This is a genomic window from uncultured Phyllobacterium sp., from assembly GCF_902479695.1.
Taxonomy (GTDB): domain Bacteria; phylum Pseudomonadota; class Alphaproteobacteria; order Rhizobiales; family Rhizobiaceae; genus Phyllobacterium; species Phyllobacterium calauticae.
Map to the genome: position 1 here is coordinate 86,126 of NZ_CABSQF010000017.1, position 19,589 is coordinate 105,714.

Below are 19,589 nucleotides of genomic sequence, written 5' to 3' on the forward strand. Positions count from 1 at the left end.
TGCTTATCGCAAATTTCTGCCTACCGATTTTTGGCGTCCGGAATCTGCTTGAGATACTGGTGAATGGCTTGCACCACGACTGATCCTTCCCCTACCCCTGACGCCACCCGTTTTACCGATCCCGCCCGAACATCGCCAACGGCGAATACGCCAGGCGCCGAGGTTTCAAAGGGAGAGCCGCTGGTCAAAACCCCGGCCATGAGTCCAGTCTCAATAAACCCGGACTTGTCCAGCTTAACACAGCCATTGAGCCATTCCGTGTTTGGTGCAGCTCCAATCATCATAAAGATATTCGAGATATTTTTGGTTTCGCTCTGTCCAGTCATACGATTGGTCCAGGTCACCGTGTTCAGGTATCTGTCACCGTCGATAGCGGTGATTTCAGTGTGCGCGTGCAGTGAGATGCGCTGTGATTTTTCGATGCGTTGAATCAGATAGTCCGACATTGTCTCCTTCAAACCCTGCCCCCGGACCAGAATGTGCAGATGTTTGACCCATTGCGACAGGAACATCGCCGCTTGACCGGCCGAATTGCCGCCGCCGACAACAATGACCTCCTGTTCCCGGCACAACTGCGCTTCCATTGCCGTGGCCGCGTAGTGAATGCCCTGCCCTTCAAACCGCTCGTGGTTCAACAGGTCCGGCTTGCGGTAACGGGCTCCGGTGGCAACGACCATTGCCCGCGCGGAGACGGTTTGTCCGTCATCGAGCAGGACGCGGTAAGGCGACCTGTCGCAATCGACGGAGACAGCCATGCGGGAAATGGCCAGGCGCGCCCCGAACTTCTGGGCCTGAACCTGTGCACGGCCTGCCAGAGCCTGCCCGGATATACCAGTCGGGAATCCGAGATAATTCTCGATCTTCGAGCTTGTTCCTGCTTGCCCGCCTGGGGCTACCCCTTCGATCACGATCGTTTTCAATCCTTCCGATGCGGCGTAGACTGCCGAGGCGAGGCCGGCCGGTCCGGCACCGACAACCATGACGTCGTAGACTTCGGCCGGATCAATGATTTCTGTCAGCCCCAGCACATCCGCCAGTTGGCCCGTTGTCGGATTCTGCAGGACCGCTTTCCCTGGCGGAACGATAACAGGCAGCGACAACGCACAGATTTTCAACGCAGTGACCATTTCCTTCGCCTCGGGATCGACGTCGGAATCGACCAACCGGTGGGGATAACCGTTGCGCGTCAGAAAGCGCTGCAATCTCAGCGTGTCAGCAGCGTGGCTCGGCCCTATCAACACAACACCTGCCTGACCGTGCTTGATAAAGCCGACGCGGCGCAAAATAAGTGCGCGGGTAATGATTTCACCGATATCCGGCTCCGCCGACATCATCCGCAGGAACGAATCCCGCTCAACGCGGATAAGATGTGAATCCTCAGCCGCCCTCGCCGTCACCAAATTCTCCCGACTATTGAACAGGTCGAGTTCTCCGGTGAATTCCCGCTCTCCCTGCAGCGCCAGGACCCGGCTTGAGCCATCGCCGCCGAGATCAAGTATCTCAATGGAGCCAGACTTTATCAGAAAGAAATCCGTCTGGCGTTCGCCGCGACTGAACAGAACCGTGCCCTTGGTGACTGAGGTCTCGGATCCGAACGCGGAAACGCGCTCCATCATGCCCTTGTCGAGCTGCGGAAAAGTTTGTGTCCTGCGGGCGTAGGGGTCACTCGCATCGGCCGAGACGTTATCGCTCAATTCCACCTGGTTCATTCCGGCGCACTCTCACTCGTGGTCCGATTTTGACATTTGCACCCCCTTGATACAAGCCACACAGGCAAATGTCAGATCAGGTGAACCTCGACGCCGCATATATGTGACGAGATCTGCTGAGACGCGATTTGCTATTTGCCGGGAACGCGCTGCCAACATGCGGAACCGACGCGTTCGCTTTTCTTCGTGGCGGAACTTTGCAACGGTTCTTCTTCACGATATCCCCGAACGGGGGCTGCAGACTAAAGATCGACCACAAGGCCCTTTGCCTGAAGAACAGGATCAAGGTTGCTGACCTCGATGACGGACTTGCCGGCCTTGTAGGCAGCGATATATCCGGCTTCGGCATCCTCACGCGCTTGGGCAAGTTCGGCCACGGCAAGGGCTTCATCCCGTCGAACAACGACAAGCCCGTCAGCATCACCAACAATAATGTCGCCGGGATAGACCAGTTCGTCACCAATCGTGATCGGATCGTTCACGGCCGCAAGCGTTTCCTTGACCGTCCCCTTGATGCAGACACTGAGGGAAAACACCGGAAAGCCGAGGTCGCGAAGCTGTAGAGTGTCGCGAACGCCAGTGTCGGTCACCAGACCACCGATGCCCTTGGCAAGGCAGGCATTGGCAAGAACATCGCCAAAAGATCCCGCCTCTTCATAGTCGCCGGCGGACACCACGATGATATCACCCGGCTTGGCGTAGTTGATCGCAAGCTGGAGCATGATGTTGTCGCGTGGCGCACATTTCACCGTGAAGGCCGGGCCACACAACTTCATCCGATAGTCGACAGGCTTCAACCGCGAGGAAAGTGCGCCCCTGCGCCCCTGCGCCTCATGCAATGTCGCTGGCGAGAATTTAGCGATCGCCTCGATGGCATCCGGGCTCGGGCGTTCGGGTATCTGTTTGATATGGATCATGACAGCCTCTGTTTGGTGTGTTGGTTCTAGTGGTTTTTCTGGATGGAGGAGAGGAACCCCCGCACATCCGGGTGGGTCCCCGAGGAGAAGAACAGCTCCGGTTTGGCATCGAAGGTCAGCGCACCGTTCTTCAGGAACCAGATGCGGTCAGCGACCTCACGGGCAAAGCCCATTTCATGGGTCACGCACATCATGGTAATGCCTTCTCCGGATAGCTGGCGAAGCAGTTTGAGCACTTCGCTGACCATCTCGGGATCGAGCGCACTGGTCGGCTCATCGAGGATGAGCACCTCCGGCTTCAGGATCAGCGACCGGGCGATCGCGACACGTTGAGACTGACCACCGGAAATGTCGGCAGGAAGTGAGTTCGCCTTGTCCGCCAGCCCCACACGTTCGAGCATCAGGAGTGCGGCAGGCAACGCCTCCTTGCGCGATTGCTTGTGGATTCGGCGCAAGGGCAGCATGACGTTGTCGACGACGGTCAGATGGGGGAACAGGTTGAACTGCTGAAAGATGAAGCCGATGCCGGTTCTCAGCGCATTCACGTTGACCGACTTGGCATTGATGTCCATGCCGCCTACGGTGATCGTCCCTTCCTGGATTGGCTCCAGCCTGTTCACTGTCCGCACCAGCGTCGATTTTCCCGATCCCGAAGGCCCGCACAACACGATGGTCGTTCCCTTGTCGACGGTAGCGGAAATCTCCTTGATGACCTTAAGGGATCCAAACCACCTGGAAACACCTTGAAACTCGATCATACCATCGCCTCCACGAGCATACGCCCCGTTCGCCTGTTCGCGATCCGCCTTTCCAGCAAGTTCGTTGCCTGGCTCAGTGCAAAGCAGAGGATGAAATATGTGGCAGCCAGAATCCCGAAGATCTGAAGCGGCTTGGTCACCTCGTTCGAGTTGACCTGCAGCATCACATAGGAAAGCTCGGACACGGCGATGATCGATCCAAGCGATGATTCCTTGATGATAGTCGTCAACTGGTTGACGATGCCGGGAATGACATTGAAAATCGCCTGCGGCAGGATCACACGGAAAGTTGTCGGGACATAACCCAGCCCGAGCGCTTTGGCTGCTTCCATCTGCCCATTGGGCAGTCCTTGAATACCGGCCGCGATGATCTCTCCGAGATAAGCGGCTTGATAGACAACGATCGCAATGATCAGCGTATAGGTCGCGTCGATTGGAAAGCCGATAGCCATCGGCAGCGCGAAATACGCCCAGAAGATCAACATCAACAGCGGAATAGCACGCACGCTGTGCACGAAGCCGCTTGCAATTGCCTTGAGCGGGCGCGACTGGCCGGTTCTTGCCAGCGCGATCAGAATGGCGCAGGGGAAAGTGACGGCAAGACTCACGATTGAAATGAATAGCGTCAGGGCAAGACCGCCCAGCTTCCCATGCGGATATTCGCCGATCAGCAGCATGAGACCGTATTCGCGAATGATTTCCAGCATTACTTCACCCTCAACCGAAACCGATCGGACAAGACAGCGGAGAGCCACATGATGGCAAAGGAGATCAGCATATAGATTGCCGTCGCTATCCCGTAGGCCTCGAAAATCCGGAACGATTGCTCTTCGATATAACGCGCCTGATAGCTCAGTTCCGCAACGCCGATGCCTGCAGCAAGACTGGTGCCCTTGAAGAGGATGAGCGTCTGCCCCAGAAGGGCTGGAAGCGCCAGGCGCCAGGCTTGGGGCAGAATGACCCAGCGCATCGCGCCCAGATAGGTCAAGCCGATCGAACGGGCCGCCTCCATCTGCGCCGGATGGATCGAGCGCATACCGCTGCGGAAATCTTCGGACATATAGGCGGCCTTGTTCAGCGCCAGCGCCACGATCGCGTAGCCGATCTCCGCCCCGATATCATTCAGATACTCGTTAACGGCATCGGGCAGCACGACGGCAAACCCGAAATACCAGACAAACAACTGGATCAGCATCGGAACATTCCGGTGATATTCCACGAAAGCAGCAACCAGCAATTGTGTCGGCCGGAACTCGACAGCCCGAACGACGGTCAGGATGATTGCAAGCACCAACCCGAAAATCCACGACAGGACGAATAGAACCATCGTTGTCTGAATGCCCTGCAGGATGAGATCCAGATACTCACCCTGCAGGACTTTACCAAAATCGAGGTGGTATCCCATGATGCTGCAAGCTCACTTTGGTCTGAGGATCAGTTCGCGAACCAGGTCGACTGTGGCTTGCCAAACTCGAACTTTCGCGTCGCCTTCAGATCCGAGTCCTTGCCAAGCCATTTGTCGTACAATTTCTGCCCCTCACCGCTTTTCTCGATGCTTGCCAGGAATTCGTCGGCCGTCTTCACGAGCTCAGTGGAGCCCTTGCGAAAGGCGAAACCGGACGGCATCGATAACAGCGGCTCATCAAGGAAGCGCAGCGCCTTGATCTCGTTACCGGCATTCCGCTGAACGGCCTTGCCCTCGGAATAGCGGTAGACCGTCGCCTTGACCTTGCCCTGCTGGAGCGCAAGGAACGACGCGGCGCTCGTCTCGAAAGAAAGGACGCGGGCGTCGGGAAGTCTCTTTTCAGTCAAGGGAATGAGTACGGATCCTTTGACAAGACCGATGCGCTGGCCAGACAAATCGTCCACCACCTTGATCGGCGAAGCATCCAACACCACGAAACTGAAATCTTCCGCAATGTAGGCACCGCTGAAATCCACCTGTTCCGCGCGCTCCTTGCTGTAGCTGAGAAGCGAAGCCAGAATGTCCACGCGACCCTGCGTCAGCTCGGCCATGCGGGTCTGTGGCGAGACCGGGGTGAGCCGGGGCTTGACACCGATGTACTTCGCAAACATGCCGCAAAGCTCGATCTCATATCCAGCGGGTTCGCGCGTCTTGGCATCCTGAAAGCCGAGCGGCGGCGAGTTCGTCAGCACGCCGCAGTTCAGAATTCCGGCAGTCTTGATATCATTGAGCTGTTCAGCAGAGCCGATGGTCGAAAGAATGGCAGCACCGGTAAAAACCGCGGCAGCCAGAAATAGATTCAGGTTCATTTTGTTCCTCCTCCACAGCGCACCCTCTCGCTGTCAGGCCGTTTTAATCAGAAGAAGATATTCAAACAAATATATATTGAAGATATAATGTATATCGATACGATATATGAAATTTGGAGCACCGGATGACGCTCGATCTTTTGAAATTGCGCTACTTTGCCAAGATTGCCGAACTGGGGTCTTTTACACGTGCCTCCAACGAACTCGGCGTTGCGCAGCCTGCGCTCAGCTTGCATATGCGCGCGCTCGAAGAGCAGTTGGACGTGCAGCTTTTGAAGCGGATGCCGCGCGGAGTGGTCGCCACCGAGGCGGGACAGACGCTGCTGTCCCATGCACAAGCGATCCTCCGTGCTTTGGAACAGGCAGAAGCGGCGACAAAAGAACGGGCAGAATATCCAACCGGCGACGTCTCACTCGGCATTCTGAGTTCGATATGCCCCACGCTGTCAATTCCCGTGATCGAAGAATGCTCCCAGCGATTTCCGAAGATTCGCCTCACGATCAGCGAAGGTGACAGCCAGACGCTTCGGGCAGCGGTGGATACGCGTGTCCACGATCTTGCGGTGACCCTCGACAGTGTCGCCAAGCAGACATCCTTACCTCTCTTCGAAGAAACGCTCTACATCGTTGGCCCGTCAGGGCAGTTCACGCCCGATGCGGAAGTGACAGTGGAATATGCCCTCGGCCTGCCGCTGATCCTGCCCACGCGTCGCCACGGGATCCGCATATTGCTTGAACGGCAGGCTCTGATGTCCGGACGGGAACTTAATATCGTGCGCGAAATCGAAGGTGTGGCGAGCACGAAGGCGGCCATTCGCGCGGGTCTCGGACTGACGATCCTCGGGCGCGGGGCGGTCCATCCCGAGCAAGAAAACGGAACTCTCTCCGCCATCGCTCTCACACGCCCCGGTCTCACCCGCCGCCTCGTTCTCGACATGCCGGCCGACCATCCGCCGACGCGGGCCGTCATCGAGGTGCAAAAAATTCTGCTTGCGGTTGTCACAAAGCTCGGTGCTGACGGCCACTGGAGTTGCCTCTCACCGACACTGTCCGCAACCCAGTAGGTGTTCTGCAGCAGACATCTGAAGCAACATTGGGTCTGCGCGTTCAGTTCCTTCAGATCTATTTTTGTGCTTCCGTGGCCATTCGAATAGCCAAGCCAGCCAGAACAGTTCCCATAAGGTAGCGCTGAACCGTCATCCAAAATGGACGATTGGCAAGAAATGCTGCGATCGAACCAGCAGTAACTGCAATCATGGCATTGACAGTCAAGCTTATGACAATTTGCGTAAAACCGAAACTGATTGACTGCAAGAACACGCTTCCAAGCTCCGGCTTTACGAACTGCGGCAAGAGAGAGAGATACAGAACCGCCGCCTTGGGATTGAGGAGATTGGTTACAAAACCCATGACAAACAGTTTCTGTGATGTGTCCTTTGGCAGTTCTCGGACAACGAATGCCGAACGTCCACCCGGCTTGAGGGCGTTCCAAGCAAGCCAACCGAGATAAATTGCTCCGCCAAATTTCAAAAGCTCGTAAGCAAACGGCACCGCAAATACGAGTGCCGTAATGCCAAGGGCAGCGGAAAGCATGTAAAAAACAAATCCCAGCGCTACACCCCCAAGGGAAATCAATCCCGCTTTCGGGCCCTGGCAGATTGATCGGGATATGAGGTAAATCATATTGGGGCCAGGGGTACAAACCATACCAAAGGCAATTAATCCGAATGCAAGCAGACTCGTTACTTCAGGCATTTGTCACCTTTTGAGAGTGTACACTGCTACCCATGTTTTGAAAGCGCTCACTACCGCTGCAGCCGCATACGCTGCAAGCATCCAATTGTCTGCATGACAAGTTTACGCGCTGGAAATAGGGAAAAGGCTATGGGTAAACCTTGCCCTATGAATAGTGACTGGAAAGGCGGTTGTTTAGAACAACCACCCCACTTGCCTGCCGGACGTTCAGCATATATATTAGACCAATGCCTGATAATTCGTCCCGACCATCTTCACCGCCACATATCCCGATGGATGCGCTAAGCGAAGTCCTGCAGGACTTTCGCTTGAGTGGCGTCAATTATGGCCGCTGTGAGCTCCGGCATCCATGGAGCATCGCCTTTCCGCAACAACCGCTGCTTCGTTTTCACTTTGTCAGCCAGGGCCCGTGCTGGATCCATACCGAAGTGCAGGGCTGGCAGGAGTTGCGCGATGGTGACCTGGTGCTGTTGCCGCAAGGCATCGCCCATCGGCTGGCCAGCGCGCCGGATGTTGTGGGCGACTCGCTCAAGGGTTGCCACGTGACCAAGCTGGGAAGCAACGTCAGCGAAGTGGTGCGGGAGGGAACGGGGGCGACCAGCACCCTTTTCTGTGGCTCCATGGCCCTGGGCGCCTGTGCGCTCAACCCCTTGATCACTTTGATGCCGCCGATCATCAAGGGCTGCGACGTGGCCGGCAACGACCCGATCGTCGGTCCCTTGCTGGCGGCAATGACGGTTGAGGCCGCGCAACCGCAGATGGGCAGCGCCACCATCCTGTCGCGGATGGCGGACCTGCTGACCGCCCGGCTCATCCGCTGCTGGGTCAATTGCACCGGAGCCCCGACCACCGGCTGGCTCGCCGCCATCCGCGACCCCCATATCGGCCGCGTTCTGGCGGCCATGCACCGGGACCCCGGCCATAACTGGACCCTCGAAAGCCTCGCCGCCCTTGCAGGGCAATCGCGCTCGATTTTCGCCGAGCGTTTCAGCGCTGTTTTGGGGGAAGGCGCGGCACGCTATCTCGCCCGTCTTCGTATGCAGCTTGCCCGCGAATTGTTGGGGCAAAACGGCATGTCGGTTGCCGAGGTCGCGACTCGTTTGGGTTATGAGTCCGAGGCATCGTTCGCACGCGCATTCAAGCGTATCACCAGCGTCTCGCCCGGCGTTGTGCGCCGCACCATTTCCGGACGAACGGACATGCATTTCGGATTTTAGGATACATATCATCCGAAAGGACTCGTTTATGAAGATCTCCAAACCTTGGAGATACTTCAATGACAGACACGACATTACATCTTGAAGGCACCGCGATAGATCTTGATGCCGCTCCGCCAGTCGCGTGGAGCCCGGCCACCTGGTTCGCGGTTCTTTCAATGGCGGCCGCCAGCTTTGCGCTGGTGTCAGCCGAATTTCTGCCGGCAGGCCTGTTGACGCCGATGGCGCGCGATCTCGGCATTAGCGAGGGAACGGCCGGACAGGTCGTCACTGCGACCGCTTCCGTCGGCGCCGTCACGGCCATGTTGAGCAATGTCCTGATCGGCCGATTGAACCGCAAGACAGTGCTGGTTGGTCTCAGCGCCTTGGCAATCGGTTCCAATATTCTTGCGGCGGTCGCGACCGATTTCTGGCTATTATTACTGGGTCGGGCCGGGCTGGGCATCGCCCTCAGCGCTTTCTGGGCACTTTCGGTTGCCGTCGTAGCGCGGCTGGTTGGCGCCAACGCCACGGGCCGGGGCATGGCGATCGTCACCCTTGGCGTCTCGCTCGCCACCATTGCCGCACCGTCGATGGGTGCATTGATCAGCGACTGGCTGGGCTGGCGCAGCGCCATGGCCATGACAGCGGGACTGGCCGCGGTTGCCATGGTGTTGCAATTTCTCAGCCTGCCGACCCTTCCTGCCACCACGAGCAACAGTCTTGCCGACGTCTTTCGGCTGACACGGCGGCGCGGCATTCAACTCGGCATGCTGGCTATCCTTTTGCTCATGACGGGGCATTTTGCCGGCTCGGTCTATGTACGCCCTTTCCTCGAACAGGTTACGCACCTTGGAACCGGGCCGATTGCCCTGGCGCTGCTCGGATTTGGCATCGCCGCAGTAGTCGGTAATATCGCCGGCGGCCGCATGGCTGACGCCAACATCCGCATGGCCCTCGCTGCCACCGCCGCACTGATGGCATTTGCGGCGCTCGCTTTGGTACTTTGGGGCGTGCATATTGGCATTGCCTTCGGCTTCGCTACGCTGTGGGGCTTCGCCTTCGGCATGGCGCCGGTGGTGCTGCCGACAAATCTGTCCCGCGCGGCGCCTGACGCGCTGGAAGCAGCAGGAAGCCTGATGGTCACCTCTTTCCAGGTCGCCATCACGATTGGTGCAGTTGTCGGCGGCTATGTGGTGGACACCTATGGCGCTACAGGCCCCTTGACCCTTACGGCCATCCTTGCTGCATCGACAGTGGTTCTGGCACTGCTACAGCCCCGCAGCTAATCTTTGTTGCTGGGCGTGGTTGATAGAGCAACCACAAGTCATAACAAGGTTGCAATGGTTGCAGATGCGGCACTCACGCCGCATCTGCAAATTCACGAATTACATGGGCAAGCTGCAACTGTTGCAGTTCGGATAACACCCGGTACGCACCAATTCCTGTGTCTTCAAAATCGTGCTCCGAACCTTTGGTTATGTTGAGGCTGGCGCTCCTTCGGACAGCATCGCGGGTCTGTGGCGCCGGCTTAACCCGCGAGAAAACCGCCATCCGTGCAGAGGATATGGCCGACAACGTAATCAGCCTCACTTGACAGCAGCCAGCAAACCGCCGCCGCAACTTCCTCGGGATGGCCCATGCGCCGCAGGGGCAGGCTGGCCGCGACCTGACGCATGTCCGCAATACCCGACGCCAGCATCATATCTGTCACCACGCGCCCCGGAGCGACGCCATTGATCCGCACACCCTGCGGTGCATATTCCATGGCCGCCGAACGCGTCATGGAAATGGCGGCTGCTTTCGAAGCAGAATATAGCGACAGTCCAGGATTGGGATTGCGTAGTCCGCTGACGCTTGTGTTGTTGACAATCGTCCCGCCACCAGAGGCCAGAAGCGCGGGTATTTGATGGCGCATACAATGAAATATAGCCCGCACATTGGTGTCAAATACCTGACTATAGACAGCATCCGTCTGATCAGCCAGTGAAGCTCGCTTCTCCTGAAACCCGGCATTGTTGAAAACCGTGTCCAGCCTCCCGAAGCGTTGCAGGAGTGTTCCGACCAGTTGCTCGACCTCCGCTTCACAGGCAACATCTGCCGTAACAAAGAGTGCCTCAGCACCGATGGTCTCAAGTTCGGCGGCAACGTTTTGTCCGATAGCCTGCCTGCGACCCGCTATGACGACTGCCGTTGCACCCTCGCGAGCCATTCGAAGCGCAGTAGCGCGGCCGATGCCAGTTGCACCTCCCGTGACCAGGCATACTTTGCCTGCCAGCTTGCCGCCCGGCCTCCATTGTGGAACGGGTCCTGCCAGAACTACCGGATCGACATCATCCAACGCCATACTCCTTGTCTCCAGTTTTATTTTCTGTTCGGCTGGCCTGCAGGGCGCAGGCATAGGAATCCAAGCTTTCCGGCAAGTTACGACCTGCTTCGACGCCCATCCTCGTCAGCGCCTCCATCACCTGATGCCGTGCAAACGCATCGACCCGCTGCAGCGTCGATACCCCTTGCGGGGTGAGCGACAACGGCTTTACACGCGCATCGTCATTGCTGATTTCCTCAGCTAGTTCACCGGCTTTGACCAGCTTGCGCACCATTCTGCTCACCGTGGATTTTTCCAGGATGAGGACAGCACTGAGATCGGAAGCCGTCATGGACCCGCGTGCGCCGATTTCAACCAACGCATGCACCGCAGAAGGCGGCAGATCAGTTGCCGCCAGTGTTGGCCGCAGGAAGCCAAGCTCCCGTACAAGTCGGCGAGAGGCATCGCGAATCCGGGCAATATGAGATTCATCGTTGCAAGCAGTCATACCGCGTCGCCCCATATAGTTGCTCCATACAACTATATGGGAATTCTGTATCGCTGGAAAGGGACCACATAATAGAAACTTAGGATGAGCGCCTAAAAAGAGCCGACCCTTTGTCACCCGTTTCAAACAACGCGGCAATTCGGCCAGCTAAATGCGCAATCACAGACTGCATGCCATGGCACAACGGGCAGCAATCAGTGGCCAGACCTTCTGAAACGGTCAGCACGAGCCCTTCAAACAACGGGACAACGCCCTGTCAGAACTTGAACGAAATATCGGCCTTGAACGCATTGTCCTGCGCCTTGCTGGCAAACTGACCGGAATAAGAAATGCCAATCGTTGCCTGTGGTGAAATCTTGAAATCGAGACCCGCTTCAAGCACCAGCGCGTCTTTGGCAATGGCGACGCCGGAAATATCAAAGGCAGCGCTACCGGTAAACGCAAGATTCGAATGGGGTACGGTGTCACCGAACGCATGACGCCAACCCAGCATGCCACGCGCAGCCGTTGTTACATTGCCCAACATGAAGTCCGAAGAGACCCTGACGCCCAGCGTCGTGAATGTGTCATCCGTATCCGTCTTGCTGCCGATAAGAGCCGCTGCTCCGCCGGTTTCAGCAAAGGCGTCATGCTTGAAATTGACATAGGCCAGATTGACGAAAGGCTCAAAGGCAACACGATTGGTATCAATTCGATAACCGAGCTCGCCGAATACCTGTGCTGTGTGCGCATTGTATTTGGCAGATGTATCGTCTGAGAAACCGGGGAAAACGACCGACCGGCGGATATTGATATCGTGCCACGTATAGCTCGCACCTGCCCTAAAACCAAGATTACCCCATTGCGAGCCGCCATATACGCCGAGGTGATAATTGTCGCTGTCACCTGAGGAATTTCGATCATCCACTTTAAAGGAGGTGTGACTATACCCAGCAAGCAGACCAAGGCGCCAGTTGTCAGCGATTTGGGTATCTGCTCCGATCAGAAAGCCACCGGTCGTGCTCTCAAGACTCGCGGCGTGTCCGTTGCTTTCGCCTGAACCCCAATTGCCGAACCCTGTGCCCCATACGCTAAATTGATCCGTCACCGAGGGTGCAAGTTTGGGTCCGTCATCACCATAGGCCATAATCGGGACCGCTGCCGCTGCGACACCGCTAAAAGCACCACGGATTCTATTGATTGCCGCATCTCGGATGAAGCGGCTATCTTCCAAAAGAACGGTTGTTGCAGAGGCATAAACTTCGCCGGACAGCGCATCAAAGGCTTTCCGCGCAGATGCTGCATCCAAGACGAGCAGTGTATTGTACAGCGCAAGTGCATTGCCGCTTTGCGGTAGAGTGTTAAGAGCGCCAGCAGTTGCTATTTGATGCGGAGTGGTGGCCGCTATGGGGAACGGACCACCACCCGCCGTCGGGGATTGCTTGACCGCTATTGTGAGATCGACAGCTTTTGCAGTGTTCGCGAGCGTTGCGTCTAGAAAGGCCGAATTCGTCAAGACATTTGGATCGAATGTACCGCCAACGCCGCCTTGCGCGGTGAGGATCCGATAGGTCTGGCCTGTGTGATAGCTCGTAGCGGGATCAAGCGCACGAACCGAAACCGCTCCGCCCTGCAGCGTTGCAATCCCCGTTGCCGCGATGAGATCCGAAGTGCCGGCTGAGGTGATCTCCACGTTGTAGACCGAACCGTTGGCAAGGGTTACATCTCCAGCAATGTTGAGCGTGCCGACCGAATTGCCGGGCGCAATCACACCACCTGAGGCAACTGTTGTGGTCCCAACTGTTCCTGTGCCTGAAAGCGTAGCGCTATTCAGCACCTGAACTGTTCCGATCAGAGTCCCGTCGACAGAAAGAATACCTGCCTGAACGGTTGTCCCACCGGTATAAGTATTGTTTCCGGACAGGGTGAGTTTGCCCGTACCCGTCTTTACCAGAGATGCTCCGGTACCGCCGCCGGTACCCCCATCCTGAATAGTGCCGGAGACGTCCGTCGATAGATTATTCGCGCCGACTGTTAACGTAGTCCCGCCAAGGAAGAATCGGCCGCTACCTTCAAGAGAACCGGCTGTGTTTGTGGCAGGACCATTGGAAAAATCGACGAGGCCGGTACCGTTGGCAATCAACCGCGCATTGCCACCGGTGCTGTTCGTAAAGAAAACGGTTTGGCCGCCAGCGTTGGAAGTAATTGTTGCGTTGCCAGCCGATCCACTGTCGTCAAGGAGCGTTCGACCACCGCTGTTGTTGGTAATGACAGCGCTTCCAGCTGAGCTGGTTCCGCGAATAAGTGTCAGACCGGTATTGTTATTGGTGATCGTGGCATTGCTGGCAGTACTGGCGTCGAAGAATGTCACTCGTCCATTGTTGGCGTTGACCAGAGACGCACTACCAGCGGTGCTGCTGTCATCGAATTCGGTATTGCCTCCGTTGTTGGAAATATTGGCAGTGCCTGCAGTACTTGAATTGATGAAAGCGGTTGTACCACCAAGGGTGTTCGTTATGACAGCATTGTCTGCTGTGCTGGTGTCACCGAATAACAATGCACCGCCATTGTTGGTTATGATGGCATGCCCTGCGATGCTGTTGCTGAAGAAATCAGTGCGGCCATCGACATTGTTGATAATGGAGGCATTGGCTGCCGTGCTCGTACCGAAGAAGAGGGTCTGTCCCCCATCGCCATTTGTAATAGTCGCGCTGCCCGCATTGCTAGCGCCGGAAAATAGTGTCAGCCCGCCAAGGTTGGCAATATTTGCATTCTCGGCAGTACTGGCATTGGTGAAGTCCGTTTCGCCGCCAGTAAGGTTTGCAATGGTAGCCGTGCCGCCTTGGCTTGTGTCCTGAAACGTTGTGAGATCGCCAGAATTGTTGACTATTGCGGTATTGCCGGCAGAATTGTTGCCCGAATACGTCGTATTGCCGGCGTAGGCCGTTCCAGCAAGCAGTGCCATTGTAAGCGCTGTCGATGCACATGTCGCTTTATACAGGGCCATGGCAGTCATTTCCCCCTCGTTTTACACCGAGCGCAACTGGGCGAGTACGGGGTTATTTCACGATGTCCTGCCCGTCCGCCCGAATGTGCGGGCAACCTCACCTAGATTCTCGATCACATAATAAGAGTCGGCGACTCCCAAGATGCCGAGCCGCAATCCGTCCCAACACGCCCAACCGGACGCGCATTCAGTACAACCGATCCGTGCTCTTCACGTGTAGATGGATGATAGACTTAGTTGGCGGAATTCACGGACGCCCAGTTTCAAACTGCTACCTAGAATGGCTAATGACGGCCATCCCAATGGCGGGCCATGGCAGGAAGCTGGCACATCGCTTGGAAGACGAATGCGCCCAATGACTGAGATGGGCCATTCAAGCCATATAGCCGGTTGCGTTGCTCGCACCGGTTCCCATATCGACGATTTGAACGATGGTGCCTGATTGATTCAAAAGAGCTGTTGGACGTTTATTCAGCCTCTTTATGCGTCATCTGTTAGAACCTCACGTTGAAATCTGCCTTGAAGCCATGCTGACGGACGTCGGCTGCGATCCGCCCCTGATAAGAGAGACCGAGGGTTGCATGCGGGGGCAGCTTGTGTCGTTTGCTTGGCATTCTCAGTATCCCTTACCGGCTCAAAAGCCATACTTCATAAAGGATCACTTTGCAGGGGGCAGACTAGCCTCTTCCGAGTTCCAACTCCAATCGATTACCAAATCTGCCCGCACTATAATTGTAGCTCGCTCGCTTCGGCATTTTCAGCCTCGGCTGCGCCATGCCTGGGTCCGGACGAGCACAGCACGAGACAATCCCGCGTGAACAAGACGTGCCAGCACATTGGTGTAAAAGATCATCATGCCCATGGCTGCCGCTGGTGCGATATCGCCGGCGTCATCCATGTTGAGCACCGCAACGGAGGCCAATGCCGTATTCGCGGAATAGATGAAAACCACAGCTGAAACGGTGGTCATCGCATTGACGAAGAGATAGATCGAGATGTCGAGAATAGCTGGCAGGCAAACTGGAACGGTCACCCGGGCGAACAGCTTGTAGAAAGGCTGTTTCAACGAAGCGGCAACAGATTCAAACTCCTGATCGATCTGCTTGAGGGCCGTGAGAGCCGTCAGATGCCCCACCGTGTAGAAGTGGGTAATGGTGCAGACAACCAGAATGGTCATTGTGCCATAGATCGAATGCAGTGGGTTGGCAGGATTGTTGAAGAAGAAAATATAGGCAAGTCCCAGCACCAGACCCGGCACAGCCATGGGCAGCATTGCCAGGAAATGGAAAATGGCGCGGCCTTTCCAGAACCCTTCGGTCTTTTCCACCATGTAGGCGCCGGTGAAAACGATAATGGTTCCGAATATCGCTGTCAGCCCTGCCAGCTGGATGGAGTTCTTATAGGAGCCCCAGCCGCCGCCATCCATATGGTTAAAGGCAAAATTCTTCAGACTGAGACTGAGGTCGTAAGGCCAGAACTTGACCAGTGCCGCCAGTTGGCAGACCAGCAATATTCCTATGATGAAGGCAGCCACCAATGCACACCAGACGAGGCAAAGGCGGTCGAACCGCCGGTTCGGCTTCGGCTCATAGGGAACGGATCGTGCCGAAAGCAGTGCCACCTGCTTTTTCTGCACCAGACGATCGACAACAAACGCGGCAAGTGCAGGCACAAGCAGGATCACCGAGACAACGGCGCCCATTTCAAAATTCTGCTGGCCGATGACCTGCTTGTAGATATCGACCGCCAGGACATTGTACTGGCCACCGATCACCTTCGGCAGGCCAAAATCCGTGATTGCCAGCGTGAACACAACGAAAGCTGCCGAGATGAGCCCATAACGTGCTCCCGGTATGGTGACGGTCCAGAAGGTACGCCAGCGGCTGGCACGCAATGACGCCGCAGCCTCGTAATGGCGCTGGTCGGAAATGGCGAGCGCCGTCGAAATAATGATCAGCGCATGCGGAAACGTGAAGAAAACGGAACCGACAACGATGCCCAGCGGTCCGTAGATGGATGCGCCAAACAGCACATCCCGGATCATACCCTGATTGCCGAAGAGATAGATCAAGGCAATGCCGGGCAAAAGCGAAGGCACAAGGATTGGCGCCATTGCGATCATACGGAACACACCCTTGTATCGCATGCAACTGCGGTTCATCGCATAGGCAAAGCCAAAGGCGATACCAACTGTCAAAACAGTGCTGATAACCGCTATGAACAATGAATTCTGGATGGACCGGAACAGCGTCGGTGTAGAAAAATAGCTGACATAATTATCGAAACCGGTGGACCGTGACGATCTCAGCGCAACACGGCGAAAGGTGTTGGAATCCATCTCCTGCCATTGAGTGCCTCGATGCAGGTCCGAGCCGATCAGATAGGTCGTATCATCCGTGGTGCCGCGTATTCGGTATTTTACCGGGCTGCGGAAGCTGAAGTCTGGAAAGAAGCTGGTCGCGGCGAGCCTGCCATCGGCGTTCGTTGCAAGTTTATCTGGCGGGAGAACCGAAAGCCTGTCGTTCAGCACAGCTGCGGTGGTGGCTTGACTGAAATTACCGGCCGCATCGCTCACCTGAAACTCGTACCGGGTCAGGTCAAAACTATAAGTGGAGAACGATTTCGATAGCATTACATAAAGCGGCGCAGCCAGTGCAACGATCAGATAGAGCGAAATAACGATCATCAAGCCGCGTTTGACCAGATCATCTGTGTCCAACTGCAGTCTTGGTGTGTTGTGAGGAAGCGGTATGAGCAAATCAGTGACTGCTGCCATGGTGACCTCCGCTCGGAAACACCAGAAGACGGTCGGCAGGCAGCTCCACCGTCAAAGCCCCACCTTCAGCAAGGCCAAGACGCCGGGCAGCATTGATCGAGAAGTCCGCGATGAGAACCTCGTCACCAAGCCTTTCACCGCGCAAACGGGTGCGCCAGAAGGAACCGAGAAACTCCATCTTGCCAATGATGACGTCGACGAGATTCGCCGTGTCGCCTGATTTGGATCCTGGCTCGTATGGAATGACATCTTCTGGGCGTATCGCCACAATGACAGGTTCATTCACACCGAAAGCATGCTGACGACAATTCAGGTGACCGTTGCCGAAAGCCACCTCATGCCTGTCTGTTGCGCGTGCCCGCAACTTGTTGGTCTCACCAATAAAATCGGCAACGAACAAAGTGCGAGGATGCCGATAAACTTCGGTTGGCGTGCCAACCTGTTCGAGGATTCCATGATTCATGACAACGATGCGATCCGCCATCGACAGCGCTTCTTCCTGGTCGTGAGTGACCATGATGGTTGTGACGCCAAGCTTGCGCTGCAATTCCTTGATCTCGTGGCGCAAATGCACGCGTACCTTCGCGTCCAGCGCCGAGAGTGGTTCGTCAAGCAGCAATAGGCCGGGGGAAATGGCTATAGCCCGGGCGAGAGCGATGCGCTGCTGCTGACCGCCGGAGAGCTGCGCCGGATATTTACCGGCTTGATCCTGAAGGCCGACCAAGAGGAGCAGTTCTTTTACCCGGTCTTCGGTTTCGCGCCGCGACCGCCTGGCATTTTCAAGCCCGAAGGCAATATTCTTGGCAATGGTCAGATTGGGAAACAGGGCATAGGATTGAAACACAATGCCGTAGTCCCGTTTTGACGGAGGCAGCGTGGAGATATCCTTGCCGCCCTGCTGAATAGTTCCCCGGCTTTGCAAATCAAGTCCGGCAATTGCCCGCAGAAGCGTGGTTTTCCCACATCCGGACGGTCCAAGGAAACAAACGAACTCACCTTCCTTGATATCAAGCGAGACGTCTTTCAACGCATGAAATTCGCCAAATGCTTTCCACAAATTCGAGATCTGCAAATACGCCGGGTCACTGGATGGTGTCATTGGGCGCACCTCCGTGGGCGTTGCCGCAGAGCGAGCAAGAGTTTCATGTCTCATGGGGGCACCTCGCAAGGATTGATAAAGGGTGCCGCCTGAGCGGCACCCGGTTCAAATGCTGAATGCCCTCAGCTTTTCGGTTCCGATTTGGAATCGTAGCGTGTGTTCCATTCCTTGAGGATCGCGTTGCGGTTCGTAGCCGCCCACTCAAAGTCATTCTTGATCATCTTCGAGGCGACATCCGTCGGCAGATTCTCCACCGGCTTGGCAATACCCGGCATTGCCAGAACGGCATAACCAACATTGTACATTTCATTGGCTTTCTTGCTGATCGACCAATCCATCAGCACCTTGGCCGCCTCAAGCTTCGATGTGCCCGCCATGATAGCACCAGCTTCTGCTTCCCAGCCTGAGCCTTCTTCCGGGAAAATGATATCGATGGGGGCTCCGGCAGACTTTGCCTTGGCACCGGGAAATTCAAAGGAGACACCAATGACAGTCTCTCCAGCGCCAGCCATCTTGCAAGGCTTCGAACCGGAATGGGTGTAGCTCGAAATATTCTTGTGCAGCCCGTCCATAAAGGACCAGGCATCCTTTTCGCCGAACATCTGCAGCCAAGCCGAAACATCAAGGAAACCCGTACCGGACGAGGCCGGATTTGGCATCACGACATGGTCTTTGTATTCGGGCTTGGTCAGATCTTTCCAGCTTTTTGGCGGGGTCAGGCCGAGCTTCTTACCTTCAACGGTGTTGTAGCAAATCGCCGCCACATAGGCATCCATCCCCACCCAGCTCGGCGGTGTGGAATTATCGACGAATTTCGGATCAAGCTTTTCGACACCGGCTGGGGCATAGGGCTCCAGCATGCCTTCGCTTTTCAGCATCAATAGCGAAGATGCCGCGACACCCCAGACCACGTCAGCTTGCGGATTGTTCTTTTCGGCAAGGAGTTTGGCCGTCATGACACCCGTGGAATCGCGCACCCAGTTGATCTTGATATCCGGATGATCGGCATTGAACGTGTCTGCATAACGCTGCAGATCAACCGCCTCGAAGGCGGTGTAAACGGTCAATTGAGTCTCGGCATAGGCCGCCGATGACAGAAGCGTAAAGGCAAAGGCGGCAAGCGCCACAGATTTGTGCGTGTTCATGACTTGGTTCCCATTTTTTAAAGATCGGCTTATGCGCTTTTTTGCTTGGGAAAGGTTCGCCGCCGTCAACCGAGAAATGTCTCATCTTGCCAGAACGCGCCCAGTCCATACGTTGATAGTGCGGAACACCCTTTGATAAGTAAAATCTATTTATCTGA

At 56.1% G+C, this 19,589-nt stretch carries 16 protein-coding genes; 3 read left to right on the forward strand and 13 right to left on the reverse strand.

Annotated elements, in window-relative coordinates; translation table 11 throughout:
• Positions 1-20: 20 nt before the first annotated feature.
• The 6 genes from RDL77_RS12565 to RDL77_RS12590 all read right to left on the reverse strand — a co-directional run bounded on the left by RDL77_RS12565 (position 21) and on the right by RDL77_RS12590 (position 5,658).
• The gene (locus tag RDL77_RS12565) at positions 21-1,709 is read right to left on the reverse strand and encodes an FAD-dependent oxidoreductase (protein WP_288193086.1); all 1,689 of its coding nucleotides are present in this window, start codon (positions 1,707-1,709) and stop codon (positions 21-23) included.
• A 242-nt stretch (positions 1,710-1,951) separates the two neighbouring features.
• A complete protein-coding gene (locus RDL77_RS12570; protein WP_223614492.1) occupies positions 1,952-2,626 on the reverse strand; it encodes a 4-carboxy-4-hydroxy-2-oxoadipate aldolase/oxaloacetate decarboxylase in 675 nt (224 codons plus the stop codon).
• A 26-nt stretch (positions 2,627-2,652) separates the two neighbouring features.
• Positions 2,653-3,384 (reverse strand): amino acid ABC transporter ATP-binding protein, encoded by a 732-nt coding sequence (locus tag RDL77_RS12575; protein ID WP_288193088.1) that lies wholly within the window; start codon positions 3,382-3,384, stop codon positions 2,653-2,655.
• The gene (locus RDL77_RS12580) at positions 3,381-4,091 is read right to left on the reverse strand and encodes an amino acid ABC transporter permease (RefSeq protein ID WP_288193090.1); all 711 of its coding nucleotides are present in this window, start codon (positions 4,089-4,091) and stop codon (positions 3,381-3,383) included. The genes RDL77_RS12575 and RDL77_RS12580 overlap by 4 nt, the downstream gene beginning before the upstream one ends.
• Positions 4,091-4,789: an amino acid ABC transporter permease gene (locus tag RDL77_RS12585; protein ID WP_288193091.1), complete on the reverse strand. Its 699-nt coding sequence runs from the start codon at positions 4,787-4,789 to the stop codon at positions 4,091-4,093. Before RDL77_RS12585 ends, RDL77_RS12580 begins: the two co-directional genes overlap by 1 nt.
• 29 nt (positions 4,790-4,818) lie before the next feature.
• A complete protein-coding gene (locus tag RDL77_RS12590; protein WP_288193093.1) occupies positions 4,819-5,658 on the reverse strand; it encodes a transporter substrate-binding domain-containing protein in 840 nt (279 codons plus the stop codon).
• Positions 5,659-5,783: 125 nt separating this feature from the next.
• Between RDL77_RS12590 and RDL77_RS12595 the strand changes: the two genes are divergently transcribed.
• Positions 5,784-6,722, forward strand: coding sequence for a LysR family transcriptional regulator (locus RDL77_RS12595; RefSeq protein ID WP_288193095.1), 939 nt, complete (start codon positions 5,784-5,786; stop codon positions 6,720-6,722).
• A gap of 58 nt (positions 6,723-6,780) precedes the next feature.
• Here RDL77_RS12595 and RDL77_RS12600 read toward each other — a convergent pair whose 3' ends face one another.
• Complete coding sequence (locus RDL77_RS12600) at positions 6,781-7,413, reverse strand: LysE family translocator (protein WP_288193096.1); 633 nt, start codon at positions 7,411-7,413, stop codon at positions 6,781-6,783.
• A 227-nt stretch (positions 7,414-7,640) separates the two neighbouring features.
• Between RDL77_RS12600 and RDL77_RS12605 the strand changes: the two genes are divergently transcribed.
• Both RDL77_RS12605 and RDL77_RS12610 read left to right on the forward strand, forming a co-directional pair.
• On the forward strand, positions 7,641-8,630 hold the full coding sequence (locus tag RDL77_RS12605) for an AraC family transcriptional regulator (protein WP_223614499.1): 990 nt from the start codon (positions 7,641-7,643) through the stop codon (positions 8,628-8,630).
• Positions 8,631-8,689: 59 nt separating this feature from the next.
• Complete coding sequence (locus RDL77_RS12610) at positions 8,690-9,898, forward strand: MFS transporter (RefSeq protein ID WP_288193098.1); 1,209 nt, start codon at positions 8,690-8,692, stop codon at positions 9,896-9,898.
• 242 nt (positions 9,899-10,140) lie between these two features.
• Here the strand turns inward: RDL77_RS12610 and RDL77_RS12615 are convergent, their stop codons facing one another.
• The 6 genes from RDL77_RS12615 to RDL77_RS12640 all read right to left on the reverse strand — a co-directional run bounded on the left by RDL77_RS12615 (position 10,141) and on the right by RDL77_RS12640 (position 19,431).
• The gene (locus RDL77_RS12615; RefSeq protein WP_288193099.1) at positions 10,141-10,956 is read right to left on the reverse strand and encodes an SDR family NAD(P)-dependent oxidoreductase; all 816 of its coding nucleotides are present in this window, start codon (positions 10,954-10,956) and stop codon (positions 10,141-10,143) included.
• A complete protein-coding gene (locus tag RDL77_RS12620; RefSeq protein WP_288193101.1) occupies positions 10,943-11,425 on the reverse strand; it encodes a MarR family winged helix-turn-helix transcriptional regulator in 483 nt (160 codons plus the stop codon). The genes RDL77_RS12615 and RDL77_RS12620 overlap by 14 nt, the downstream gene beginning before the upstream one ends.
• Before the next feature lie 256 nt (positions 11,426-11,681).
• The gene (locus tag RDL77_RS12625) at positions 11,682-14,420 is read right to left on the reverse strand and encodes an autotransporter domain-containing protein (protein ID WP_288193103.1); all 2,739 of its coding nucleotides are present in this window, start codon (positions 14,418-14,420) and stop codon (positions 11,682-11,684) included.
• A 748-nt stretch (positions 14,421-15,168) separates the two neighbouring features.
• Positions 15,169-17,187 (reverse strand): putative 2-aminoethylphosphonate ABC transporter permease subunit, encoded by a 2,019-nt coding sequence (locus tag RDL77_RS12630; RefSeq protein WP_288193105.1) that lies wholly within the window; start codon positions 17,185-17,187, stop codon positions 15,169-15,171.
• Positions 17,171-18,286 (reverse strand): putative 2-aminoethylphosphonate ABC transporter ATP-binding protein, encoded by a 1,116-nt coding sequence (locus RDL77_RS12635; RefSeq protein WP_288193112.1) that lies wholly within the window; start codon positions 18,284-18,286, stop codon positions 17,171-17,173. The genes RDL77_RS12630 and RDL77_RS12635 overlap by 17 nt, the downstream gene beginning before the upstream one ends.
• A 122-nt stretch (positions 18,287-18,408) precedes the next feature.
• Positions 18,409-19,431, reverse strand: coding sequence for a putative 2-aminoethylphosphonate ABC transporter substrate-binding protein (locus RDL77_RS12640; protein ID WP_223614506.1), 1,023 nt, complete (start codon positions 19,429-19,431; stop codon positions 18,409-18,411).
• Positions 19,432-19,589 lie beyond the last annotated feature (158 nt).